Source organism: Nocardioides sp. GCM10027114, assembly GCF_042659625.1.
Taxonomy (GTDB): Bacteria; Actinomycetota; Actinomycetes; order Propionibacteriales; family Nocardioidaceae; genus Nocardioides.
This window is the reverse complement of the sequence record NZ_JBHSSS010000019.1, coordinates 136,880-153,849: the sequence shown is the minus strand read 5'-3', so window position 1 is coordinate 153,849 and position 16,970 is coordinate 136,880. Positions and strand designations below refer to the sequence as shown.

17 protein-coding genes are annotated in these 16,970 nt (G+C 72.9%); 4 read left to right on the top strand and 13 right to left on the bottom strand.

Annotation, left to right across the window (positions count from 1 at the left end; all coding sequences use genetic code 11):
- The 3 genes from ACFP2E_RS09050 to ACFP2E_RS09040 form a co-directional block, all read right to left on the bottom strand.
- The coding region (locus tag ACFP2E_RS09050; RefSeq protein ID WP_378539317.1) for a DUF222 domain-containing protein at positions 1 to 741 on the bottom strand (741 nt) is incomplete at its 3' end.
- Between the two features lie 817 nt (positions 742 to 1,558).
- Positions 1,559 to 2,131 carry a hypothetical protein gene (locus tag ACFP2E_RS09045; protein WP_378523303.1) on the bottom strand — a complete coding sequence of 191 codons (573 nt, stop codon included), beginning with the start codon at positions 2,129 to 2,131 and terminating at the stop codon, positions 1,559 to 1,561.
- A gap of 27 nt (positions 2,132 to 2,158) precedes the next feature.
- Positions 2,159 to 3,364, bottom strand: coding sequence for a thiolase family protein (locus tag ACFP2E_RS09040; RefSeq protein WP_378523302.1), 1,206 nt, complete (start codon positions 3,362 to 3,364; stop codon positions 2,159 to 2,161).
- Between the two features lie 105 nt (positions 3,365 to 3,469).
- Here ACFP2E_RS09040 and pgm point away from each other — a divergent pair, with 105 nt between their 5' ends.
- The 4 genes from pgm (at position 3,470) to ACFP2E_RS09020 (ending at position 7,577) form a co-directional block, all read left to right on the top strand.
- Positions 3,470 to 5,110: a phosphoglucomutase (alpha-D-glucose-1,6-bisphosphate-dependent) gene (pgm, locus tag ACFP2E_RS09035; protein WP_378539315.1), complete on the top strand. Its 1,641-nt coding sequence runs from the start codon at positions 3,470 to 3,472 to the stop codon at positions 5,108 to 5,110.
- Between the two features lie 89 nt (positions 5,111 to 5,199).
- On the top strand, positions 5,200 to 5,799 hold the full coding sequence (locus tag ACFP2E_RS09030) for a flavodoxin family protein (RefSeq protein ID WP_378523301.1): 600 nt from the start codon (positions 5,200 to 5,202) through the stop codon (positions 5,797 to 5,799).
- Positions 5,800 to 5,877: 78 nt separating this feature from the next.
- On the top strand, positions 5,878 to 6,708 hold the full coding sequence (locus ACFP2E_RS09025; RefSeq protein ID WP_378523300.1) for a septum formation family protein: 831 nt from the start codon (positions 5,878 to 5,880) through the stop codon (positions 6,706 to 6,708).
- The gene (locus ACFP2E_RS09020; protein ID WP_378523299.1) at positions 6,708 to 7,577 is read left to right on the top strand and encodes a septum formation family protein; all 870 of its coding nucleotides are present in this window, start codon (positions 6,708 to 6,710) and stop codon (positions 7,575 to 7,577) included. The genes ACFP2E_RS09025 and ACFP2E_RS09020 overlap by 1 nt, the downstream gene beginning before the upstream one ends.
- Before the next feature lie 21 nt (positions 7,578 to 7,598).
- Here the strand turns inward: ACFP2E_RS09020 and era are convergent, their stop codons facing one another.
- The 10 genes from era to ACFP2E_RS08970 form a co-directional block, all read right to left on the bottom strand.
- Positions 7,599 to 8,546 carry a GTPase Era gene (gene era / locus ACFP2E_RS09015; RefSeq protein ID WP_378523298.1) on the bottom strand — a complete coding sequence of 316 codons (948 nt, stop codon included), beginning with the start codon at positions 8,544 to 8,546 and terminating at the stop codon, positions 7,599 to 7,601.
- Positions 8,547 to 8,548: 2 nt separating this feature from the next.
- The gene (locus tag ACFP2E_RS09010; protein WP_378523297.1) at positions 8,549 to 9,331 is read right to left on the bottom strand and encodes a siderophore-interacting protein; all 783 of its coding nucleotides are present in this window, start codon (positions 9,329 to 9,331) and stop codon (positions 8,549 to 8,551) included.
- 110 nt (positions 9,332 to 9,441) lie between these two features.
- On the bottom strand, positions 9,442 to 10,725 hold the full coding sequence (locus ACFP2E_RS09005; RefSeq protein ID WP_378523296.1) for a class I SAM-dependent methyltransferase: 1,284 nt from the start codon (positions 10,723 to 10,725) through the stop codon (positions 9,442 to 9,444).
- The gene (locus ACFP2E_RS09000; protein ID WP_378523295.1) at positions 10,722 to 12,098 is read right to left on the bottom strand and encodes an FAD-binding oxidoreductase; all 1,377 of its coding nucleotides are present in this window, start codon (positions 12,096 to 12,098) and stop codon (positions 10,722 to 10,724) included. The genes ACFP2E_RS09005 and ACFP2E_RS09000 overlap by 4 nt, the downstream gene beginning before the upstream one ends.
- A 99-nt stretch (positions 12,099 to 12,197) precedes the next feature.
- The gene (locus ACFP2E_RS08995) at positions 12,198 to 13,097 is read right to left on the bottom strand and encodes a hypothetical protein (protein WP_378523294.1); all 900 of its coding nucleotides are present in this window, start codon (positions 13,095 to 13,097) and stop codon (positions 12,198 to 12,200) included.
- The gene (locus tag ACFP2E_RS08990; RefSeq protein WP_378523293.1) at positions 13,094 to 13,657 is read right to left on the bottom strand and encodes a SigE family RNA polymerase sigma factor; all 564 of its coding nucleotides are present in this window, start codon (positions 13,655 to 13,657) and stop codon (positions 13,094 to 13,096) included. Before ACFP2E_RS08990 ends, ACFP2E_RS08995 begins: the two co-directional genes overlap by 4 nt.
- Before the next feature lie 7 nt (positions 13,658 to 13,664).
- On the bottom strand, positions 13,665 to 14,024 hold the full coding sequence (locus ACFP2E_RS08985) for a cytidine deaminase (protein WP_378523292.1): 360 nt from the start codon (positions 14,022 to 14,024) through the stop codon (positions 13,665 to 13,667).
- The gene (locus ACFP2E_RS08980; RefSeq protein WP_378523291.1) at positions 14,017 to 15,330 is read right to left on the bottom strand and encodes a hemolysin family protein; all 1,314 of its coding nucleotides are present in this window, start codon (positions 15,328 to 15,330) and stop codon (positions 14,017 to 14,019) included. The genes ACFP2E_RS08985 and ACFP2E_RS08980 overlap by 8 nt, the downstream gene beginning before the upstream one ends.
- Positions 15,327 to 15,806 carry an rRNA maturation RNase YbeY gene (ybeY, locus tag ACFP2E_RS08975; protein WP_378523290.1) on the bottom strand — a complete coding sequence of 160 codons (480 nt, stop codon included), beginning with the start codon at positions 15,804 to 15,806 and terminating at the stop codon, positions 15,327 to 15,329. Before ybeY ends, ACFP2E_RS08980 begins: the two co-directional genes overlap by 4 nt.
- Complete coding sequence (locus tag ACFP2E_RS08970) at positions 15,803 to 16,951, bottom strand: PhoH family protein (protein ID WP_378523289.1); 1,149 nt, start codon at positions 16,949 to 16,951, stop codon at positions 15,803 to 15,805. The genes ybeY and ACFP2E_RS08970 overlap by 4 nt, the downstream gene beginning before the upstream one ends.
- Positions 16,952 to 16,970 lie beyond the last annotated feature (19 nt).

Below are 16,970 nucleotides of genomic sequence, written 5' to 3'. Positions count from 1 at the left end.
CCCGAGCAGCCGGTCGCGCGGGACCTTCTCGTCGCCACTTGCTTGGCGTGGGCTGGAGTACGCGTCCAGGTAGGTCCGGAGCCGCCCCGCCACCGCATCACTCACCCGGGCATGGATCTCGGTCGTCCCGTCGCCCCGTCGCCGGAACGTCAGGCTGGTGCGACGCCGGGCGTGCGCCTCGGCCCGCTCCAGCGCGTCCCGCTCCGCCGCCTCCGCAACCTCGGGCGCGACGACCTCGAGCACCTTCGCACCCAGCACCCGCAGCTGCTTGGGCGCGAAGTGGGCGGCCTGGCCGACGAGGTACTCCTCCGCCTTCGCGACGACGTCGGGGTCGAGGTCGGCCGGCAGGTCGTCGAGCGACGTGACCAGCACCCGCGCCTGCGCCGGATTCACCGACCCCTGCGCGAGCCCCTGCCCGACCCGGGACCACCTGCCGGTGATCGCCTCGGCCAGCCGGGCCGCCCCCAGCGCGCGGCCGGCGTCGGTGCGGGTCGCGTGGGCCAGCCACGCCGCCGCCGACCGCGCACCCGAGTCCAGCGCCACCTCGTCAGCCGACGCGAGCACCCGCAGCTTCAGCTCCTCCACCCGCGCCGCCAGCGCGGACAGCTCGACCAGTGCGGCCGCCTGGTCCTCGGTCCGCATGTAGGCCGGGTCCACCTCGGCCACGAGATCGAGTTCCTTGCCGATCGCCTCCGTGCACGCCAGCACCGGGTGCGTGGGGTGCAGCGGCCGGATCGACATACCCAGACACTAGGGCCGACCACCGACACTTTTTCGAACGCCAGTTCGACCTGTGCAGCGTCCACCCAGCCCCCTCGCCTGTGGCCGGAAAGCGGGCTCAGGTACGACCCTCCCACCGCCACCACACGCCGGTCGAGCTCGTCGAGACCCCCACCGCACGACTGCCCTGCCTTCACTTGCGGGGTTTCGAGGCTCGCTCCGCTCGCACCTCAACCACCGGCTCGTGCCCACCGCAGCACGTTGACAGCCCATCGCAACCACACGCCGGTCGAGCTCGTCGAGACCACCCCGCACAGACCTCACCAGGTCTCGACGGGCTCGACCACCGTCGATCACCACCCTGCTCTGGTGCGGGGGTTTCGAAGCTCGCTCCGCTCGCACCTCAACCACCGACTCGTGCCCACCGCAGTACCTTCTCGACCCACCGCAACCACACGTCGGTCGCCTGTCCTGAGTAGGCGCGCCAGCGCCGTGTCGAAGGGAGCTCGCCGAGACCCCCGCCGTACGCGCACAGCCGACCGTCACCACACGTCGGTCGAGCTCGTCGAGACCACCGCCGCACCAACCTCGCCGGGTCTCGACGGGCTCGACCACCGTCGGTCACCGCCCTGCGCTGGTGCGGGGGTTTCGAGGCTCGCTCCGCTCAAAACTCAACCACCGACTCGTGCCCACCGCCGTACGTTCTCGACCCACCGCAACCACGCGTTGGTCGAGCTCGTCGAGACCACCGCGGCACTCAGCTCCCCGGGCCTCGACGGGCTGGACCGCCGTACGGTCGCCACGCTGCCCTCACTCACCCGCTGCCGGGCGCGGTCGGCTACCTTGCGACGACCTTGCGGTCGACTCGGATCGTCTGGGTGCCCTGCTGGTAGAGGCCGTCGCGGCCGCGCTGGTAGGTGATCTCCACCTGCTCGAGGTGCACCACGCCGGGGGACGTGGGGGTGATCATGGCGAAGAGGTAGTCGCTGTCGGGCGCGACGCCGTGCCGGAAGGACATGCCCGGCTCAAAGGTCTCGCTGTCCTTGCAGAACCTGCCGGGGTCGTGGACCGTGCCGATCACGTCCTCCCCCGGCCCCAGGTGGCAGATCCGGAACGTGACTCTCGCCCGCGCGCTGTTCTCCGAGAGGACCGCCTGCACGTCCTCGATCGTGACTGTCTCGGCCTCCCCCTCGGTCCGGGGAAGGGTCACGGCCGTCGCGACGGCGGCCCGGTCCAGCGGGCGGGGCGCCAGGCGGTGGGCGTCGCCGAGCCCGCCGAAGACGCTCGGGTGGGTCCACCAGTGCAGGGCCGGGGCCCCGGCCGCCACCAGCAGCGCGACCGCGACGATGACCGCGGTCCGGAGCGGGTGCCGCTTCACCTGGACGATGTCCGTGAACGCCTCGTCCCCCATCTGTTCCCCCGTTCGTTCTCTCGGCCGTCAGGAACGCACGCCCGACGACACGTTCTCCAGCACGACGGCGAGCGCCTGGCCCACCCCGATGCAGATCGCCGCGACGCCCCACCGGTCGCCGGACTCGCGCAGCCGGTGCGCCAGCGTGCCGAGGATCCGTCCGCCGGACGCGCCGAGCGGGTGCCCGATGGCGATGGCGCCGCCCTTCGCGTTGACGATGCCGGGGTCGACGTCCCAGGCATCCAAGCACGCGAGCGACTGAGCGGCGAACGCCTCGTTGAGCTCGATCGCAGCGACGTCGCCCCAGCCGATCCCCGCCCGCCGAAGGGCACGGTGTGCGGCCTCGACCGGCGCGAAGCCGAACATCTGCGGCTCCAGCGCGTACGCACCACGGCCGGCGACCCGGGCGAGCGGCTCGAGGCCGATCCGCGACGATGCCGCCCCGGACCCGATGAGGACGGCGGACGCCCCGTCGTTGAGGGGGGACGCGTTGCCGGCCGTGATCGTGCCGTCGGACCGGAACGACGGCTTCAGGCCGGCCAGTGTCTCGACAGTGCTGTCGGGGCGGATCCCCTCGTCGTGCGTCCCCTCGACCCCGGGCACCGGCACCACCAGGTCGGCGTAGAAGCCCGCGTCCCAGGCCGCCGCCGCGAGCTGGTGCGAGCGGGCGGCGAACTCGTCCTGCCGCTCCCGGCCGATGTCGAACTTGTCGGCCAGCTGCTCGTTGGCCTCCCCCAGCGACACCGTCCACTCCGCGGGCATCCGCTCGTTGACCAGCCGCCAGCCGAGCGTCGTCGAGACGGCGGTGACGTTGCCGGCCGGGAACGCCCGCGACGGCTTCGGCAGCACCCACGGCGCCCGCGTCATCGACTCGACGCCGCCGGCCACGACGACGTCCGCATCCCCGGTCTCGACCGCCCGGGAGGCGATCATGGCGGCGTCCAGCGACGAGCCGCAGAGCCGGTTGACAGTGGTGGCGGGCACGGCGGCGGGCAGCCCGGCCAGCAGGACCGCCATCCGTCCCACGTTGCGGTTGTCCTCCCCGGCCTGGTTGGCGCAGCCCCAGACCACCTCCTCCACCGCGCCGCGGTCGAGGTCCGGCGCCCGGTCGAGCACGCCCGACAGCGCCGCGGCAGCCAGGTCGTCGGGGCGCACGTCCGCCAGCCGGCCACCCAGACGCCCGAACGGCGTGCGCGCGGCGGCGTACACGAAGGACTCTGCGCTGCTGGTCATGGATCTCCATCTCGGCCACTCGGACGTCCCGTCGCCCGGCAGTCTTGCACCGCCTGCCGGTCACACGCTTGCGGGAGTGGGCGTCCCACCCGGAATGATGGCGCCATGGCAGACCCGAGCCGCGCCGGCCAGACCGCCCAGCCCGAGGACCTCGTCGACGTCGCCCACCTCGTGACGTCCTACTACACGGGCGTCCCCGACCCCGACGACGTCGACCAGCAGGTCGCCTTCGGGACCAGCGGCCACCGCGGCAGCTCCCTGCGCACGTCGTTCAACGAGACCCACATCCTCGCCACGACGCAGGCGATCTGCGACTACCGGCGCAGCCACGGGTACGACGGCCCGCTGTTTCTCGGCCGCGACACCCACGGGCTGTCCGAGCCGGCGTGGGCGAGCGCGCTCGAGGTGCTCGCCGGCAACGACGTGACGGTCGCGGTCGACGACCGCGACGGCTGGACCCCCACGCCGGCGGTCTCCCACGCGATCATCCGCGCCAACCGTGGCCGCACGTCCGGCCTCGCCGACGGCATCGTGGTCACCCCCTCGCACAACCCGCCCGCGGACGGCGGCTTCAAGTACAACCCGCCCCACGGCGGCCCCGCCGACACCGACGCGACCTCGGTCATCGCCAAGCGCGCCAACGAGCTGATCGCGGGCGGCCTGCGCGACGTGCGGCGGATCCCCTTCACCCGGGCGCGGGCGGCCGCGACGGCCTACGACTTCCTCGGGACGTACGTCGACGACCTGCCGCAGGTCGTCGACATGGCGGCGATCCGTGACGCGGGCGTCCGGATCGGCGCCGACCCGCTGGGCGGCGCGAGCGTCGACTACTGGGCCGCCATCGGCGAGCGCCACGGCCTCGACCTCACGGTGGTCAACCCGCTCGTCGACCCGACGTGGCGCTTCATGACGCTCGACTGGGACGGCAAGATCCGGATGGACTGCTCCTCCCCCTCGGCGATGGCGTCGCTCATCGGCCGCAAGGACTCCTACGACGTCGCGACCGGCAACGACGCCGACGCCGACCGGCACGGCATCGTCACGCCCGACGCCGGCCTGATGAACCCCAACCACTTCCTCGCGGTGGCGATCGGCTACCTCTTCGGCGGCGCCCGCCCGGACTGGCCGGACACCGCCCGGATCGGCAAGACCCTGGTCTCCTCGTCGATGATCGACCGTGTGGCCGCCTCGCTCGGCAAGCCGATGGTGGAGGTGCCGGTCGGCTTCAAGTGGTTCGTCCCCGGCCTGATCGACGGGTCGTTCGGCTTCGGCGGCGAGGAGTCGGCGGGCGCCTCGTTCCTGCGGATGGACGGCACCACCTGGACCACCGACAAGGACGGCATCCTGCTCTGCCTCCTCGCGTCCGAGATCCTCGCCCGCACCGGTCGGACCCCGAGCCAGCACTACGCCGACCTCGTCGCCGAGCACGGCGACCCGGCGTACGCCCGGGTGGACGCGCCCGCCGACCGCGAGCAGAAGTCGCGGCTCGGCGCGCTCGCACCCGAGGACGTCACCGCGACAACGCTCGCCGGTGAGTCGATCACCGCCCGGCTCACCGAGGCGCCCGGCAACGGCGCCCGGATCGGCGGGCTGAAGGTGACGACGGAGTCGGCGTGGTTCGCGGCGCGGCCGTCCGGCACCGAGGACGTCTACAAGATCTACGCCGAGTCGTTCCGCGGCCCCGACCACCTCGCGCAGGTGCAGGCCGAGGCGCGCGAGGTCGTGGGAGCCGCCCTCGAGGGCTGAGCCCGGGCATGGCGGACGGGTCCCCGGGTACGACGAGGACCGAGCGGCCCGTCCGCGGGCCGGCCCCGACCCCCGAAGGACTGGTTCCCGTGCGCGCACTCGTGCTGAGCTGCACCCTCAAGAAGTCCCCCGCCGAGTCGAGCTCGGTGCTCATCGGCGAGCAGGTTCTCGACGAGCTCCGCTCCCACGGCGTCGACGGCGAAGTGGTGCGCGTCGTCGACCACGACGTGCGGTTCGGGGTCAGCACCGACGAGGGCGACGGCGACGAGTGGCCGGCGATCCGCGAGAAGGTCCTCGCCGCCGACATCCTCGTGATCAGCACGCCCATCTGGCTGGGCCAGCCCTCGGCCGTCTGCAAGCTGGCGCTCGAGCGGCTGGACGCCGAGATCGCCGAGACCGACGACGAGGGCCGGCCGCTGACCTTCGGCAAGGTCGGCCTGGTGGCCGTCGTCGGCAACGAGGACGGCGCCCACGCGACCGCCGCCGCCTGCTTCCAGGCGCTCAACGACTGCGGGTTCACCGTGCCCGCCCAGGGCGCGACGTACTGGGTCGGCGAGGCCATGCAGGGCACCGACTACCTCGACCTCGACAAGACTCCGGACACCACGGCGGGCACCAACCGGACGGCCGCCGCCAACGCCGTGCACCTCGCCCGGCTGCTGCAGTCGGAGCAGTACCCCGCGGCCTGACCCCGCGGGCTGAGTGACCCGGGTCCCCGACGGGTAGCATCTGCGCACCGCACCCACGACGGACCGAGGAGGAAGCCGGTGCCGCCCGCCCCTGCCCATGTCGGGCCCGCGCGCCTCGGCCGCTCCCTGCTGCCGGCAGTCCTCGCCGGCCTCCTGGCCCTCTCCGCCTGTGGCGGCGCCGAGGCGCAGGGCAGCAACACCGACCCCTCGCAGGTGGACGCGGTCGAGGCCCCGGAGCTCGGCGCCTGCCGCGAGCTGACCCCCGAGGACGTCGCGCTGCCGGCCAACGCGACGCGCACCGTCGACTGCTCGCAGGCGCACACCGCCGAGACGTTCGCGGTCGGCCAGCTCCCCGGCGAGTTCGACGACGCGGACTACGACGACGAGGAGCTGGGCGCGTTCGCCTACGCCACCTGCAGCGAGAAGTTCATGGAGTTCCTCGGCGCCGACGAGAGCTCGGTGATGCGCACCGTCGTCAGCTGGGCGTGGTTCCGGCCGTCCGAGGAGGCCTGGGACGAGGGCGCCCGCTGGTACCGATGCGACGTCGTCGGCGGCGGCGACCAGAGCGCGTCGTACGTCGAGCTGCCCAAGACGGCGAAGGGGCTGCTGCAGAAGCCGGACGACCGCTGGTTCGTCTGCGCCAACGGCGCCTCCATCAACGGCGAGAAGATCCCGTGCACCGAGCCGCACACGTGGCGCGCGGTGACCACGATCAAGCTCGGCGAGCCCGGCGACGAGTACCCCGGCGAGCGGCTGGTCGAGGTCAAGACCCGCGACTTCTGCTCCGACTCCGTCGGCGCCTGGCTGAACTACCCGGTCGACTACGACTTCGCCTACACGTGGTTCCACGAGGCGGAGTGGGAGGCCGGCAACCGCCGCTCGGTCTGCTGGGCGAAGACGGACAAGTGATGTCCGCGCGCGCCGCCCTCGTCCCCCGCCTCGCCGGGGTCGTGGCGGCCGCGCTGCTGCTGACCGGCTGCACCTCCGGCTCCGACGACGGCGACGGCGACGGCGACGCCGCGGCGCCTACGCCGACGCCGGGAGCGTCCACCGGGAGCCCCGCCGAGGGCGCCTCCCCCGCCGACCCGCCGCCGGCACCCGACGAGGGCGCCTGCTACCGGCTGGAGTTCGACGACGCGGTCGCGCCCACGACGGGCCGGGACCCCGTGCCCTGTCGCAGCCGGCACACCGCGGAGACCTTCCACGTCGGCCGACTGGAGACGGTCGCCGACGGGACCTCGCTCGACCTCGACTCGTCCCGGCTGCAGGAGCAGGTCGCCACCGCCTGCCCGAAGCGGTTCGGCCGCTTCGTCGGCGGGTCGACCGAGCAGCAGCGGCTGTCGATGCTGCGCCCGATCTGGTTCACCCCGTCGGAGGACGACTTCGGGCTGGGCGCCGACTGGTTCCGCTGCGACGCGGTCGCCGTCGCGCGCGACGGCGAGCTCGCGCGGCTGGGCGGCCGGCTGAAGGGCGTGCTGGGCAGCGGGGACGGGCGCGACCGGTACGGCATGTGCGGCACGGCCGAGCCCGGCACCGACGGCTTCCGCAGGGTCATCTGCTCGACCGAGCACACCTGGCGGGCCGTCGCGACGGTGCCGTTCGAGGAGGGTCGCTACCCCGGCCAGCAGCGGGTCCGGGAGGCCGGCGAGGGCCCCTGCGAGGACGCGGGCCGCGAGGCCGCCGACGACCCGCTCAGCTTCCGCTGGGGCTACGAGTGGCCGACCCGCGACCAGTGGCGGGCCGGCCAGACGTGGGGCATCTGCTGGGTCCCCACCTGACCTCGGGGTGGCGGAGCAGGCTCAGAACCCGAGCCGGCGCAGCTGCTTGGGATCGCGCTGCCAGTCCTTGGCGATCTTGACGTGCAGGTCGAGGTAGACCGGCGTGCCGAGGAGTGCCTCGATCTGCTTGCGCGCCACCGTCCCGACCTGGCGCAGCCGGGCGCCGCGGTGCCCGATCACGATGCCCTTCTGCGACGACCGCTCCACGAAGAGGTTGGCGTGGATGTCGAGCAGCGGCTTGTCCTCGGGACGTCCCTCGCGCAGCCCCATCTCCTCCACCACGACCGCGATGGAGTGCGGCAGCTCGTCGCGCACGCCGTCCAGCGCGGCCTCGCGGATCAGCTCGGCCGCGAGCTGCTCCTCCGGCGTGTCGGTGAGCTCGCCGTCCGGGTAGAGGGGCGGGCCCTCCGGCATCAGCCCGACCAGGAGGTCGGCGAGCAGGCCGACCTGGTCGCCGGCGACCGCCGAGACCGGGACCAGCTCGGCCCAGTCGGTGTCGAGCTCCTTGCCGAGCGCCTGCACGGCGAGCAGCTGCTCGCCCACCTGCTCCGGGGTCGCGACGTCGGTCTTGGTGATGACCGCGACCTTCGTCGTCTTCCGCACCTTCGCCAGCTCGGAGACGATGAACCGGTCACCCGGCCCGATCTTCTCGTTGGCCGGGAAGCACACGGCGACCACGTCGACCTCGGACCACGTCGTGTGGACGAGGTCGTTGAGACGCTCGCCGAGCAGCGTGCGGGGTCGGTGCAGCCCGGGGGTGTCGACGAGCACGAGCTGAGCGTCGGGACGGTGCACGATGCCGCGGATCACCGACCGCGTCGTCTGCGGCTTGTCCGACGTGATCGCGACCTTGGTGCCGACGAGGGCGTTCGTCAGCGTGGACTTGCCCGCGTTGGGACGTCCCACGAACGACGCGAAGCCGCTGCGGTGGGCCGGGAGCTCCCCGGACGCACCCTCCTGGTCGGACATGCTCAGCTCTCCCTCGCCTCGTCGTACTCGGCCCAGATCTCCGCGTCACTGCGGCCGGCCGCCTTGCCCGCGCGCCAGATCGGCGCTGGGTCGACGGCGCGCGGCTGACGCTTCGCCACCCCGCGCCAGTAGCCCATCACGTCGTACGCCGCGGACGGCAGCTGCCGCTCGCGCATCAGGTGCTTGCGGATCGCCCGCATCTGCGCGGACTCGCCGGCCATCCAGAAGTAGCCGTCGCCCTGGGGCCAGTCGATCCCCTCGACGACCTCGGCCAGCGCGCTCGCGCCATGGCCTGGGGGCTCGAGCCAGGTCACGTCGGTGCCCTCGGGGAAGTAGCCGGCCAGCTCCTCGGGGGCGTCGGGCACCTCGGCCCACACCCGCACCGGGACGTCTCGGACCGTCTCGACGGTGCGCGCCATCGCGGGCAGCGCGGTCAGGTCGCCGACCAGCAGGACCCACCCGGCGTCCCCGGGAAGCGCGAATGAGCCGCGCGGGTCCGACACGGTCACCGTGTCCCCGACGCAGTCGCGCGACGCCCACTCCGTCACCAGACCGACCTCGTGGACCACGACGTCGAGCACCAGCTCGCCGTCCCGCCACGACCGGACGGTGTAGTAGCGGCTCTGGAACTGCCCCGGCACCACCAGGCCGACCCACTCGTCGGGCACGCCGGTGCTCGTGAATCCGGCGAGGCCGTCGCCGCCGAGCACCAGCCGCACCAGGTGCGGGGTCAGCTGCTCACGGCGCAGGACCTGCGCCTCGTGCTGCTGGGCCCGGGTGCTCACCGGACAAGGCTATCCGTCGGCAACTGGCGGCAGCTCGGCCGGTCCTGCGGGGAAACTGCTGGCAGCTCGGGGTGGCTGGGAGGGCAACTGGTGGCAGTTCGCGGGTGGGGTCACCAGGTGGGGCGGAGCGGGAAGCCGTCGCGGCCGTCCGCGGTGGTGTTGGCGGCGAGCACCTGGTGGAGCTGGATCTCGTTGCGCTCGAACGCGAGCCGGGAGCCCGCCATGTAGAGGCCCCAGACGCGGGCGCGGCCCTCCCCCACCTCGGCCACGCACTCGTCCCAGTGGTCCCGCAGGTTGCGGCACCAGCCGGCGAGCGTGAGCGCGTAGTGGCGGCGCAGGTTCTCCTCGTGCATCACCTCGAGACCGGCGTTCTGGGCCTCGGCGATGATCCGGCCGGAGCCGGTGAGCTCGCCGTCGGGGAAGACGTAGCGGTCCAGGAACGCCCCGATGTTCTGCCGGTGGTTGTGGGACCGGGTGATGCAGTGGTTGAGCAGCCGGCCCTCGGGACGCAGCCGCCCCTTGAGGAACGCGAAGTACGCCGGGTAGTTGCGGATCCCGATGTGCTCGAGCAGGCCGATCGAGCTGACCGCGTCGAAGTCGTCCTCCGCGACCTCGCGGTAGTCGAGGTGGCGCACCTCGGCGAGCCCGCCCAGCCCCTCCCGCTCGATGGCGGCCTGCGCCCACTGCGCCTGCTCGGCGGAGAGCGTGACGCCGAGGGCGCGCACGCCGTACTCGCGGGCTGCATGGCGGACCATCCCGCCCCAGCCGCAGCCGACGTCGAGCAGCCGCTGCCCGGGCTTCAGGTCGAGCTTGCGGGCGACCAGGTCGTACTTCTCCCACTGCGCCTGCTCGAGGGTGGCCTCGGCGGTCGGGAACACCGCGCAGGTGTAGGTCATCGACGGCCCGAGCACGAGCTCGTAGAACCGGTTGGACACGTCGTAGTGGTGGGAGATCACGTCGGCGTCGCGCGCCATCGAGTGGCGCAGCCCCTCGACGACCCGGCGCCAGCGCGGGAGGTGCTCCTCGGGCGGCGGCGCCGGCGGACGGAGCTGCCCGAGGCCGAGGCCGCGGACAAGGGTGAGGGCCTCGGCGGGGGCGGGCGTGCGGAACCGCAGGTGGTTCTGCAGCAGCGACAGCGCCTCGTACGGGTCGCCGGGGTGGACGCCGTGGACGCGCAGGTCGCCCGCGACGTAGGCGCGGGCCATGCCGAGGTCGCCGGGCGCGGTGAGCAGGTAGCGCAGGCCGCGCTCGTTGAGCAGCTCGAGGGTGATGCCGGCGTCGCGCGGGCCCACGTCGCTGCCGTCGTACGCCGTGAAGCGCACCGGCATCCCGTCGCGGAGCAGCGAGGTGACGGCCTCGCCGATCGTGAGGGTCGGTGTGGTGGTCGTGGTCATCGTCGTCGCACCGCCTTGTCGTAGAGGTCCGTGAGCCGGCCGTCGGGGTCGTACCGGCACTTCACCGCCGCGAGGTGCGGCCCGTCGTAGAGGGCGTCGAAGGTCTCGCGGTCGTAGAACGCCTCGGAGTAGAGAGACTTGTGGCCGCCGAGCTCGCGCACCTTCTGCTCGATGGCACGGTTGAGCGGCGCGTCGACGGCCTCGGGCCCGACGTGCACCGTGCCCCAGAAGCCGACGTTGACGTAGTGGATGCCGGGCTCCATCGGGTAGCACGGCCACTTGCGGCCGCCGGTGGTGCCGCGGGAGACCACCGGGCACAGCCAGACGGGCCGCATCCCGACGACCTCGTCGAACCAGGCCAGGAAGTCCACGAGCCGCTCGACCGGCACCTCGATGTCCTGGATGACCCGCTCGCGCAGCGGCCGCCCGGCCCACCGGTCGAGCCGGCCTGCGAGCCCCAGCCGGCGGTCGAGGCCGACCAGCCGGTGGTAGACGTCGGAGCGGCGCCAGCGCCGCGGCCAGAGCCGGCGCACGACCGGGTGCTGCGCGCCGAAGGCCCGCGAGCACCAGAACCAGTCGGTGTCCCAGCGCCAGAGGTAGTCGTGCAAGGTCAGCCGGTCGCGGTCCCCCTCCTGCAGCGAGCGGTAGTAGACGTGCTGGCCCGTGTAGTCGCTGACCGGCCCGGGCTCGGAGGTCCAGCGCGCCAGCGTCAGGTAGGACTCCCCCGGCGAGAACGCCGTGCCGTCGACGGCGTCGACCCGCTCGCCCTCGTGCTCGCGGGTCTCCACGACCGTGGCCAGCGTCTTGGCGAGCTGCTGCTGGTCGTCGAAGCGGACGTGCCGCAGCGCGGCGTACGCCGGCACCCGCTCGAGGCTGATCCGCAGCCGGGTGGCGTAGCCCAGCGAGCCGTAGGAGTTGGGGAAGGCGTCGAACAGCTCGTCCCCCGGGCGGCAGGTGACGACGTCACCCGCACCGGTGAAGACGTCCATCTCGAGGACGGACTCGTGGGGAAAGCCGTTGCGGAAGCTGGTGGACTCGATGCCGAGCCCGGTGACCGCGCCGCCGAGGGTGATGGTGCGCAGCTGCGGGACCACCTCGGGGACCAGACCCCACGGCAGCGTGGCGTCGACCAGGTGCTCGTAGGTGCACATGCCCTGGACCTCGGCGGTCCGGCGCACCGGGTCGAGGGCGATGACACCGTCCAGGCCGGAGACGTCCAGCCCGCCCGCGGCCGACTCGCGCGGCCGGAAGAGGTTGGACGTGGGTTTGGCCAGCCGCACCGGCGCCCCGGGCGGTCCCGACGCGATGGCGGCGTAGGACGCCCGGAGCCGCCCCACGGCGGCCCGGTGCTGGTCCCACCCTCGCGGCGTCACACCTTCACCGTAGCGAGGCGCGCGGCCGGTTTCAGGCTGATACGCGCGGGCGTACCAAGGATGGTCGAGCCGCTGGGGCCGCCCCGCCCGCGCGAGAGGTCAGCTGCAGGAGACGTCGAAGTCCTTCGACTCCATGGTCCAGGCGGGGCAGCCGTCGTCGCCGGGCGGGGGCGGCGGCATGACGAGCGCGGGGTCGAGGCCGATCTCGACCAGGTCGCCCACCGGCACCAGGAAGCTGCCCTCCGGATCGCGGTCGACCGCCTTGACCACGTTGTCGACGTAGGTCAGCAGGGTCTCCGACTTGATGACCTTGACCGACCGCACCCACCACAGCCGGTCGAGGGCGATCGTGCCGACCTGGTCCGCGTCGACCGCCATCCAGTCCCCGCCCCGGAGCTCCCCGAGGGGCTTCACCGCGGAGACCTTGCTGATCACGACGTCACCCGAGGCGCTGCGCTCGACGCTGCAGGTGAGGTAGTAGCCGTCCTCGAGTCCCGACTCGCAGTAGCGCTCGGGGTCACCCTCGGCCTCACCACGGGCGTGGCTGATCATGACGCCGACCTGGTGGTCCTCGCCCTCGCCGAACGCCACCGACAGCCCGCTGGCCTTGTCCCAGTACCTCTCGGGGAGCTCCTGGCGCTGGGCGTCCGTAGCCGTGAACGTCGACCTGCCCGGGTCGGGGATGCTGCGCTCGAGCACCCGTCGCACGTGCTCGTCCATGATCTCCGGCATCCGGCGCGCGTCGTAGTCCTCCAGCGCGGCGGCCGCCGCGGGGTCCACGGCGGTGGTGGTCCCGCCGTCGTCATCGGAGCCGGTGATCACGGGGAGGGCGAGCGCCCCGCCCACGGCGAGCGCTGCGAGGGTGGTCGCCCCGACGGCGAGCCGACGGCGACGCACCCGGCGCCGGCCCTCGCGGATGGCCCCGGCGGGGAGCGGCAGGTGCGGCTCGTCGTGCGTGACGTGCTCGCGCAGCAGGGTGGTGAGGTCGTCGCTGCTCATCGGAGGTCCTCCAAGGGGTCGGTGGCGGCCGCGGCACCGGTGCTGCGGCGGTTGGGCGCAGGCAGGCCGTCGAGCGCGGGGGCGAGCTCGGGCAGGTGGCGCCGCAGGATGTCGAGGGCTCGCGAGGTCTGGCTCTTGACGGTGCCCTCGCTGATGTCGAGGAGCCGCGCCACCTCCGTGACCGCCAGGTCGTCGAGGTAGCGCAGGGCGATGATCGCCCGCTGCCGGGGCGCCAGGAGGGCGAGGGCGGCACCCATGTCGAGCACGTCCTCGGCGGCCGGGGATCCGGGGCGCTCGGGCAGTGTGTCGGTCGGGCGTTCCGGCCTGGACCGACGCAGGTGGCTCAGGCACTCGTTGACCACGATCCGCCGGGCGTAGGCGGGCCGGGTGGCGGGATCGGTGCGCCCCCACGCGGCGTACAGCTTGGCCAACGCCTGCTGGGTGAGGTCCTCGGCAAGGTGCCAGTCACGGACGACGAGGTACGCCGTGCGGCGCAGCGCGAGGGCACTGGCCGTGTAGAAGTCGGTGAAGTCCTGGTCGCGTCGCTGGTGCCCGATCACGACTCTTCTACGCGCCGGAGGTGCTCCCGGGTTGCACGGTGTGCGAGATATTTCCGCGCGCGTCGCCCCGGTGGAGGACCACGGCGCCGCCGCCGAGGTCGCGGACAGCCGCCAGGTCGGCCTCGTCGAACCCGTCCGCCCCGGTCAGCAGGACCGCCGCCTCGAGCCCACGCGCCCCGGACGACACCGCCATCGCCACGCAGACCGCGAGCGCGGACACCTGGAGGGACGGCAGGTCGACGGTGGCGGCGGCGTAGGTGCGGCCGTCGGCGTCGCGGACCGCCGCGCCCTCCGCGGCCCCCACGCGGGCACGGGTCGCGCGGGCCAGGGTCACCAGCTTGCGGTCCTCGGCGGACAGGTCACTCACGGGAGGCTCCTTCCTCGACCGGCTGCTCCTCGTGCTGCGGCTCGACCCGGCGGATCACGACGGTGCCGATCTTGTTGCGGCGTCCGGCCGGTCCCTCGGCCTCGAACTGCAGCCCGTGCGCCTCGACCGCGGACCCCGGGATCGGGACCCGGCCGAGGTGCTTGGCCATGAGGCCGCCGACGCTGTCGACGTCCTCCTCCTCGACGTCGAAGCCGAACAGCTCCTCGAGGTCGTCCACGGGGTAGCGGGAGGAGACGCGGAAGCCGCCCCCGGCGAGCTCCTCGACCTCGATGTGCTCCTCGTCGTACTCGTCGGTGATCTCGCCGACGATCTCCTCGAGCAGGTCCTCGATGGTGATGATGCCGGCGGCGCCGCCGTACTCGTCGACGACGACCGCGATGTGCTGCCGGTTGGCCTGCATCTCCGAGAGCAGCGCGTCGACGGGCTTGGAGTCCGGGACGAAGTACGCCGGGCGCATGACCTCCTCGACGCGCTGGGTGAACTCCACGTCGGGCGCCTCGAAGTCCCGGCGGACGAGGTCCTTGAGGTAGGCGAAGCCGAGGATGTCGTCGAGGTTCTCGCCGATGACGGGGACCCGGGAGAAGCCGCTGCGCAGGAAGAGCGACATGGTCTGGCGGAGGTTCTTGAAGCGCTCGATGTAGACGACGTCGTTGCGCGGCACCATCACCTCGCGGGCGGTGGTGTCGCCGAGCTCGAAGACGGAGTGGATCATCTTCCGCTCACCGGACTCGATGACCGCCGAGGCCTCGGCGAGGTCGACGAGCTCACGCAGCTCGGTCTCCGTCGAGAACGGGCCCTCGCGGAAGCCACGGCCCGGGGTGATCGCGTTGCCGACGACGATGAGCAGCCGCGGGAACGGGCCGAGGACGGTCGTGAGCACCCGCATCGGCAGCGCCGAGAAGAGCGCGACCCGCTCGGAGTGCTGGCGGCCGATCGTCCGCGGCGCGACCCCGATGACCACGAACGAGACGACCAGCATGATGCCGATCGCGATGAGCGCCGCGACCCACAGCGCGCCGTCCCACGCGGTGCGGACCAGCTGGGCGACGATCACGGTCGCGGCGATCTCGCACAGCAGCCGCAGGAACAGCGCGGTGTTGAGGTAGCGCACCGGGTCGTCGAGGAGCGAGACCAGCGGCCTTGCGCCGGGCCGCCCGGACTCGCGCAGCTCCTCGGCCCGGGCCCGCGAGAAGCTGGCCAGCGCCGCGTCGGCCGCGGAGAACAGCCCGCCGAGCACCACCAGCAGGCCGGCCCCGAGGACCAGCCAGATGTCGCCGCCGCTCACCGGCCCGGCTCCCCCTCGCCGTCGGGCCCGGACGCACGCCAGGCGGCGAGCAGGTCGTCCTGCAGGCCGAACATCTCCTTGTGCTCCTCCGGCTCGGCGTGGTCGTAGCCGAGCAGGTGGAGGATGCCGTGGACGGTCAGCAGCTCGATCTCGGCCTCGGTGCCGTGGCCGGCGGTCTCGCCCTGCCGCTCGGCGACCGACGGGCAGAGGACGAGGTCGCCGAGGACGCCCTCCTCGGGCTCCTCGTTGACCAGGCCGGGCCGCAGCTCGTCCATGGGGAAGGCCAGCACGTCGGTCGGGCCGTCCTTCTCCATCCACTGGCCGTTGAGCTCGGCGATGGTGTCCTCGTCGACGGCCTTGATGCACAGCTCGGCCAGCGGGTGGACCCGCATCCGGTCCATGACGAAGCGGCTGAGGGCGGCGAGCCGGCGGACGTCGAGCTCGCGGCCGGACTCGTTGAGGATCTCGATGCTCACTGGCGTCCCGTCTTCGCGGTGGCGGACCCGCCCTCGGGCCCCTTCGGTGCGGACTCGCCGGCCCGGGGGGCGCGCGAGCCGCCCGGGCGGCGCTTGCCGGGCTGACCGGCGCGGCCAGACGGACCAGCCGGGCCAGACGGGCCAGACGGGCCAGCGCCACCGTCGCGCGCGTCGTACTGGTCGTACGCCGCGACGATCCGGCCGACGAGCCGGTGCCGGACCACGTCGTGGCTGGTCAGCATGTTGAAGGCGATGTCGTCGACCTCGTCGAGGATGTCCTGGACGACCCGGAGCCCCGACCTGGTGCCGCTGGGCAGGTCGACCTGGGTGATGTCGCCGGTGACGACGATCTTGGAGCCGAAGCCGAGGCGGGTGAGGAACATCTTCATCTGCTCGGGCGAGGTGTTCTGCGCCTCGTCGAGGATGATGAAGGAGTCGTTGAGCGACCGGCCGCGCATGTAGGCCAGCGGGGCGACCTCGATCGTGCCGGCGGCCAGCAGCTTCGGGATCGTGTCGGGGTCGATCATGTCGTGCAGCGCGTCGTAGAGCGGCCGCAGGTAGGGGTCGATCTTCTCGCTGAGCGTGCCGGGCAGGAAGCCGAGCCGCTCCCCCGCCTCGACCGCGGGCCGGGTGAGGATGATCCGGTTGACGTTCTTCGACTGGAGCGCCTGCACCGCCTTGGCCATCGCCAGGTAGGTCTTGCCCGTGCCGGCGGGGCCGATGCCGAAGGTGATGGTGTGCTTGTCGATGGAGTCGACGTAGCGCTTCTGGTTGAGCGTCTTGGGCCGGATCGAGCGGCCGCGGTTGGACAGGATGTTGAGCGACAGCACGTCGGCGGGGCGCTCGGTGGTCTCGGCGCGCAGCATGCCGAGCACCCGCTCCACCGTCTCGGTGGTGACGCCCTGGCCCGTGCGGATGATCGTGACCAGCTCGTCGAGCAGCCGCTCGGCCAGCGCGACCTCGCCCGGCTCGCCGTAGAGGGTGATCTGGTTGCCGCGGACGTGGATCTCCGCGCTGAACGACTCCTCGAGCAGCCCGAGGTGCTCGTCCCCGGGCCCGAGCAGGCTCACCATGTTGATGCTGTTGGGGACCACGACCACGTGCTTGGTCTGCGGGATCCCTGCGGAGTGGTGCGAGTCAGTCATGGAGGCCCGGCGCGGGCTG

Bases quoted from the DNA above. Each gene is read 5' to 3' on its own strand.
- ACFP2E_RS09045 (WP_378523303.1), bottom strand. From the start codon at position 2,131: ATGGGGGACGAGGCGTTCACGGACATCGTCCAGGTGAAGCGGCACCCG.
- ACFP2E_RS08970 (WP_378523289.1), bottom strand. From the start codon at position 16,951: ATGACTGACTCGCACCACTCCGCAGGGATCCCGCAGACCAAGCACGTG.
- ACFP2E_RS09040 (WP_378523302.1), bottom strand. From the start codon at position 3,364: ATGACCAGCAGCGCAGAGTCCTTCGTGTACGCCGCCGCGCGCACGCCG.
- pgm (WP_378539315.1), top strand. From the start codon at position 3,470: ATGGCAGACCCGAGCCGCGCCGGCCAGACCGCCCAGCCCGAGGACCTC.
- ACFP2E_RS08995 (WP_378523294.1), bottom strand. From the start codon at position 13,097: ATGAGCAGCGACGACCTCACCACCCTGCTGCGCGAGCACGTCACGCAC.
- ACFP2E_RS09020 (WP_378523299.1), top strand. From the start codon at position 6,708: ATGTCCGCGCGCGCCGCCCTCGTCCCCCGCCTCGCCGGGGTCGTGGCG.
- era (WP_378523298.1), bottom strand. From the start codon at position 8,546: ATGTCCGACCAGGAGGGTGCGTCCGGGGAGCTCCCGGCCCACCGCAGC.
- ACFP2E_RS09005 (WP_378523296.1), bottom strand. From the start codon at position 10,725: ATGACCACGACCACCACACCGACCCTCACGATCGGCGAGGCCGTCACC.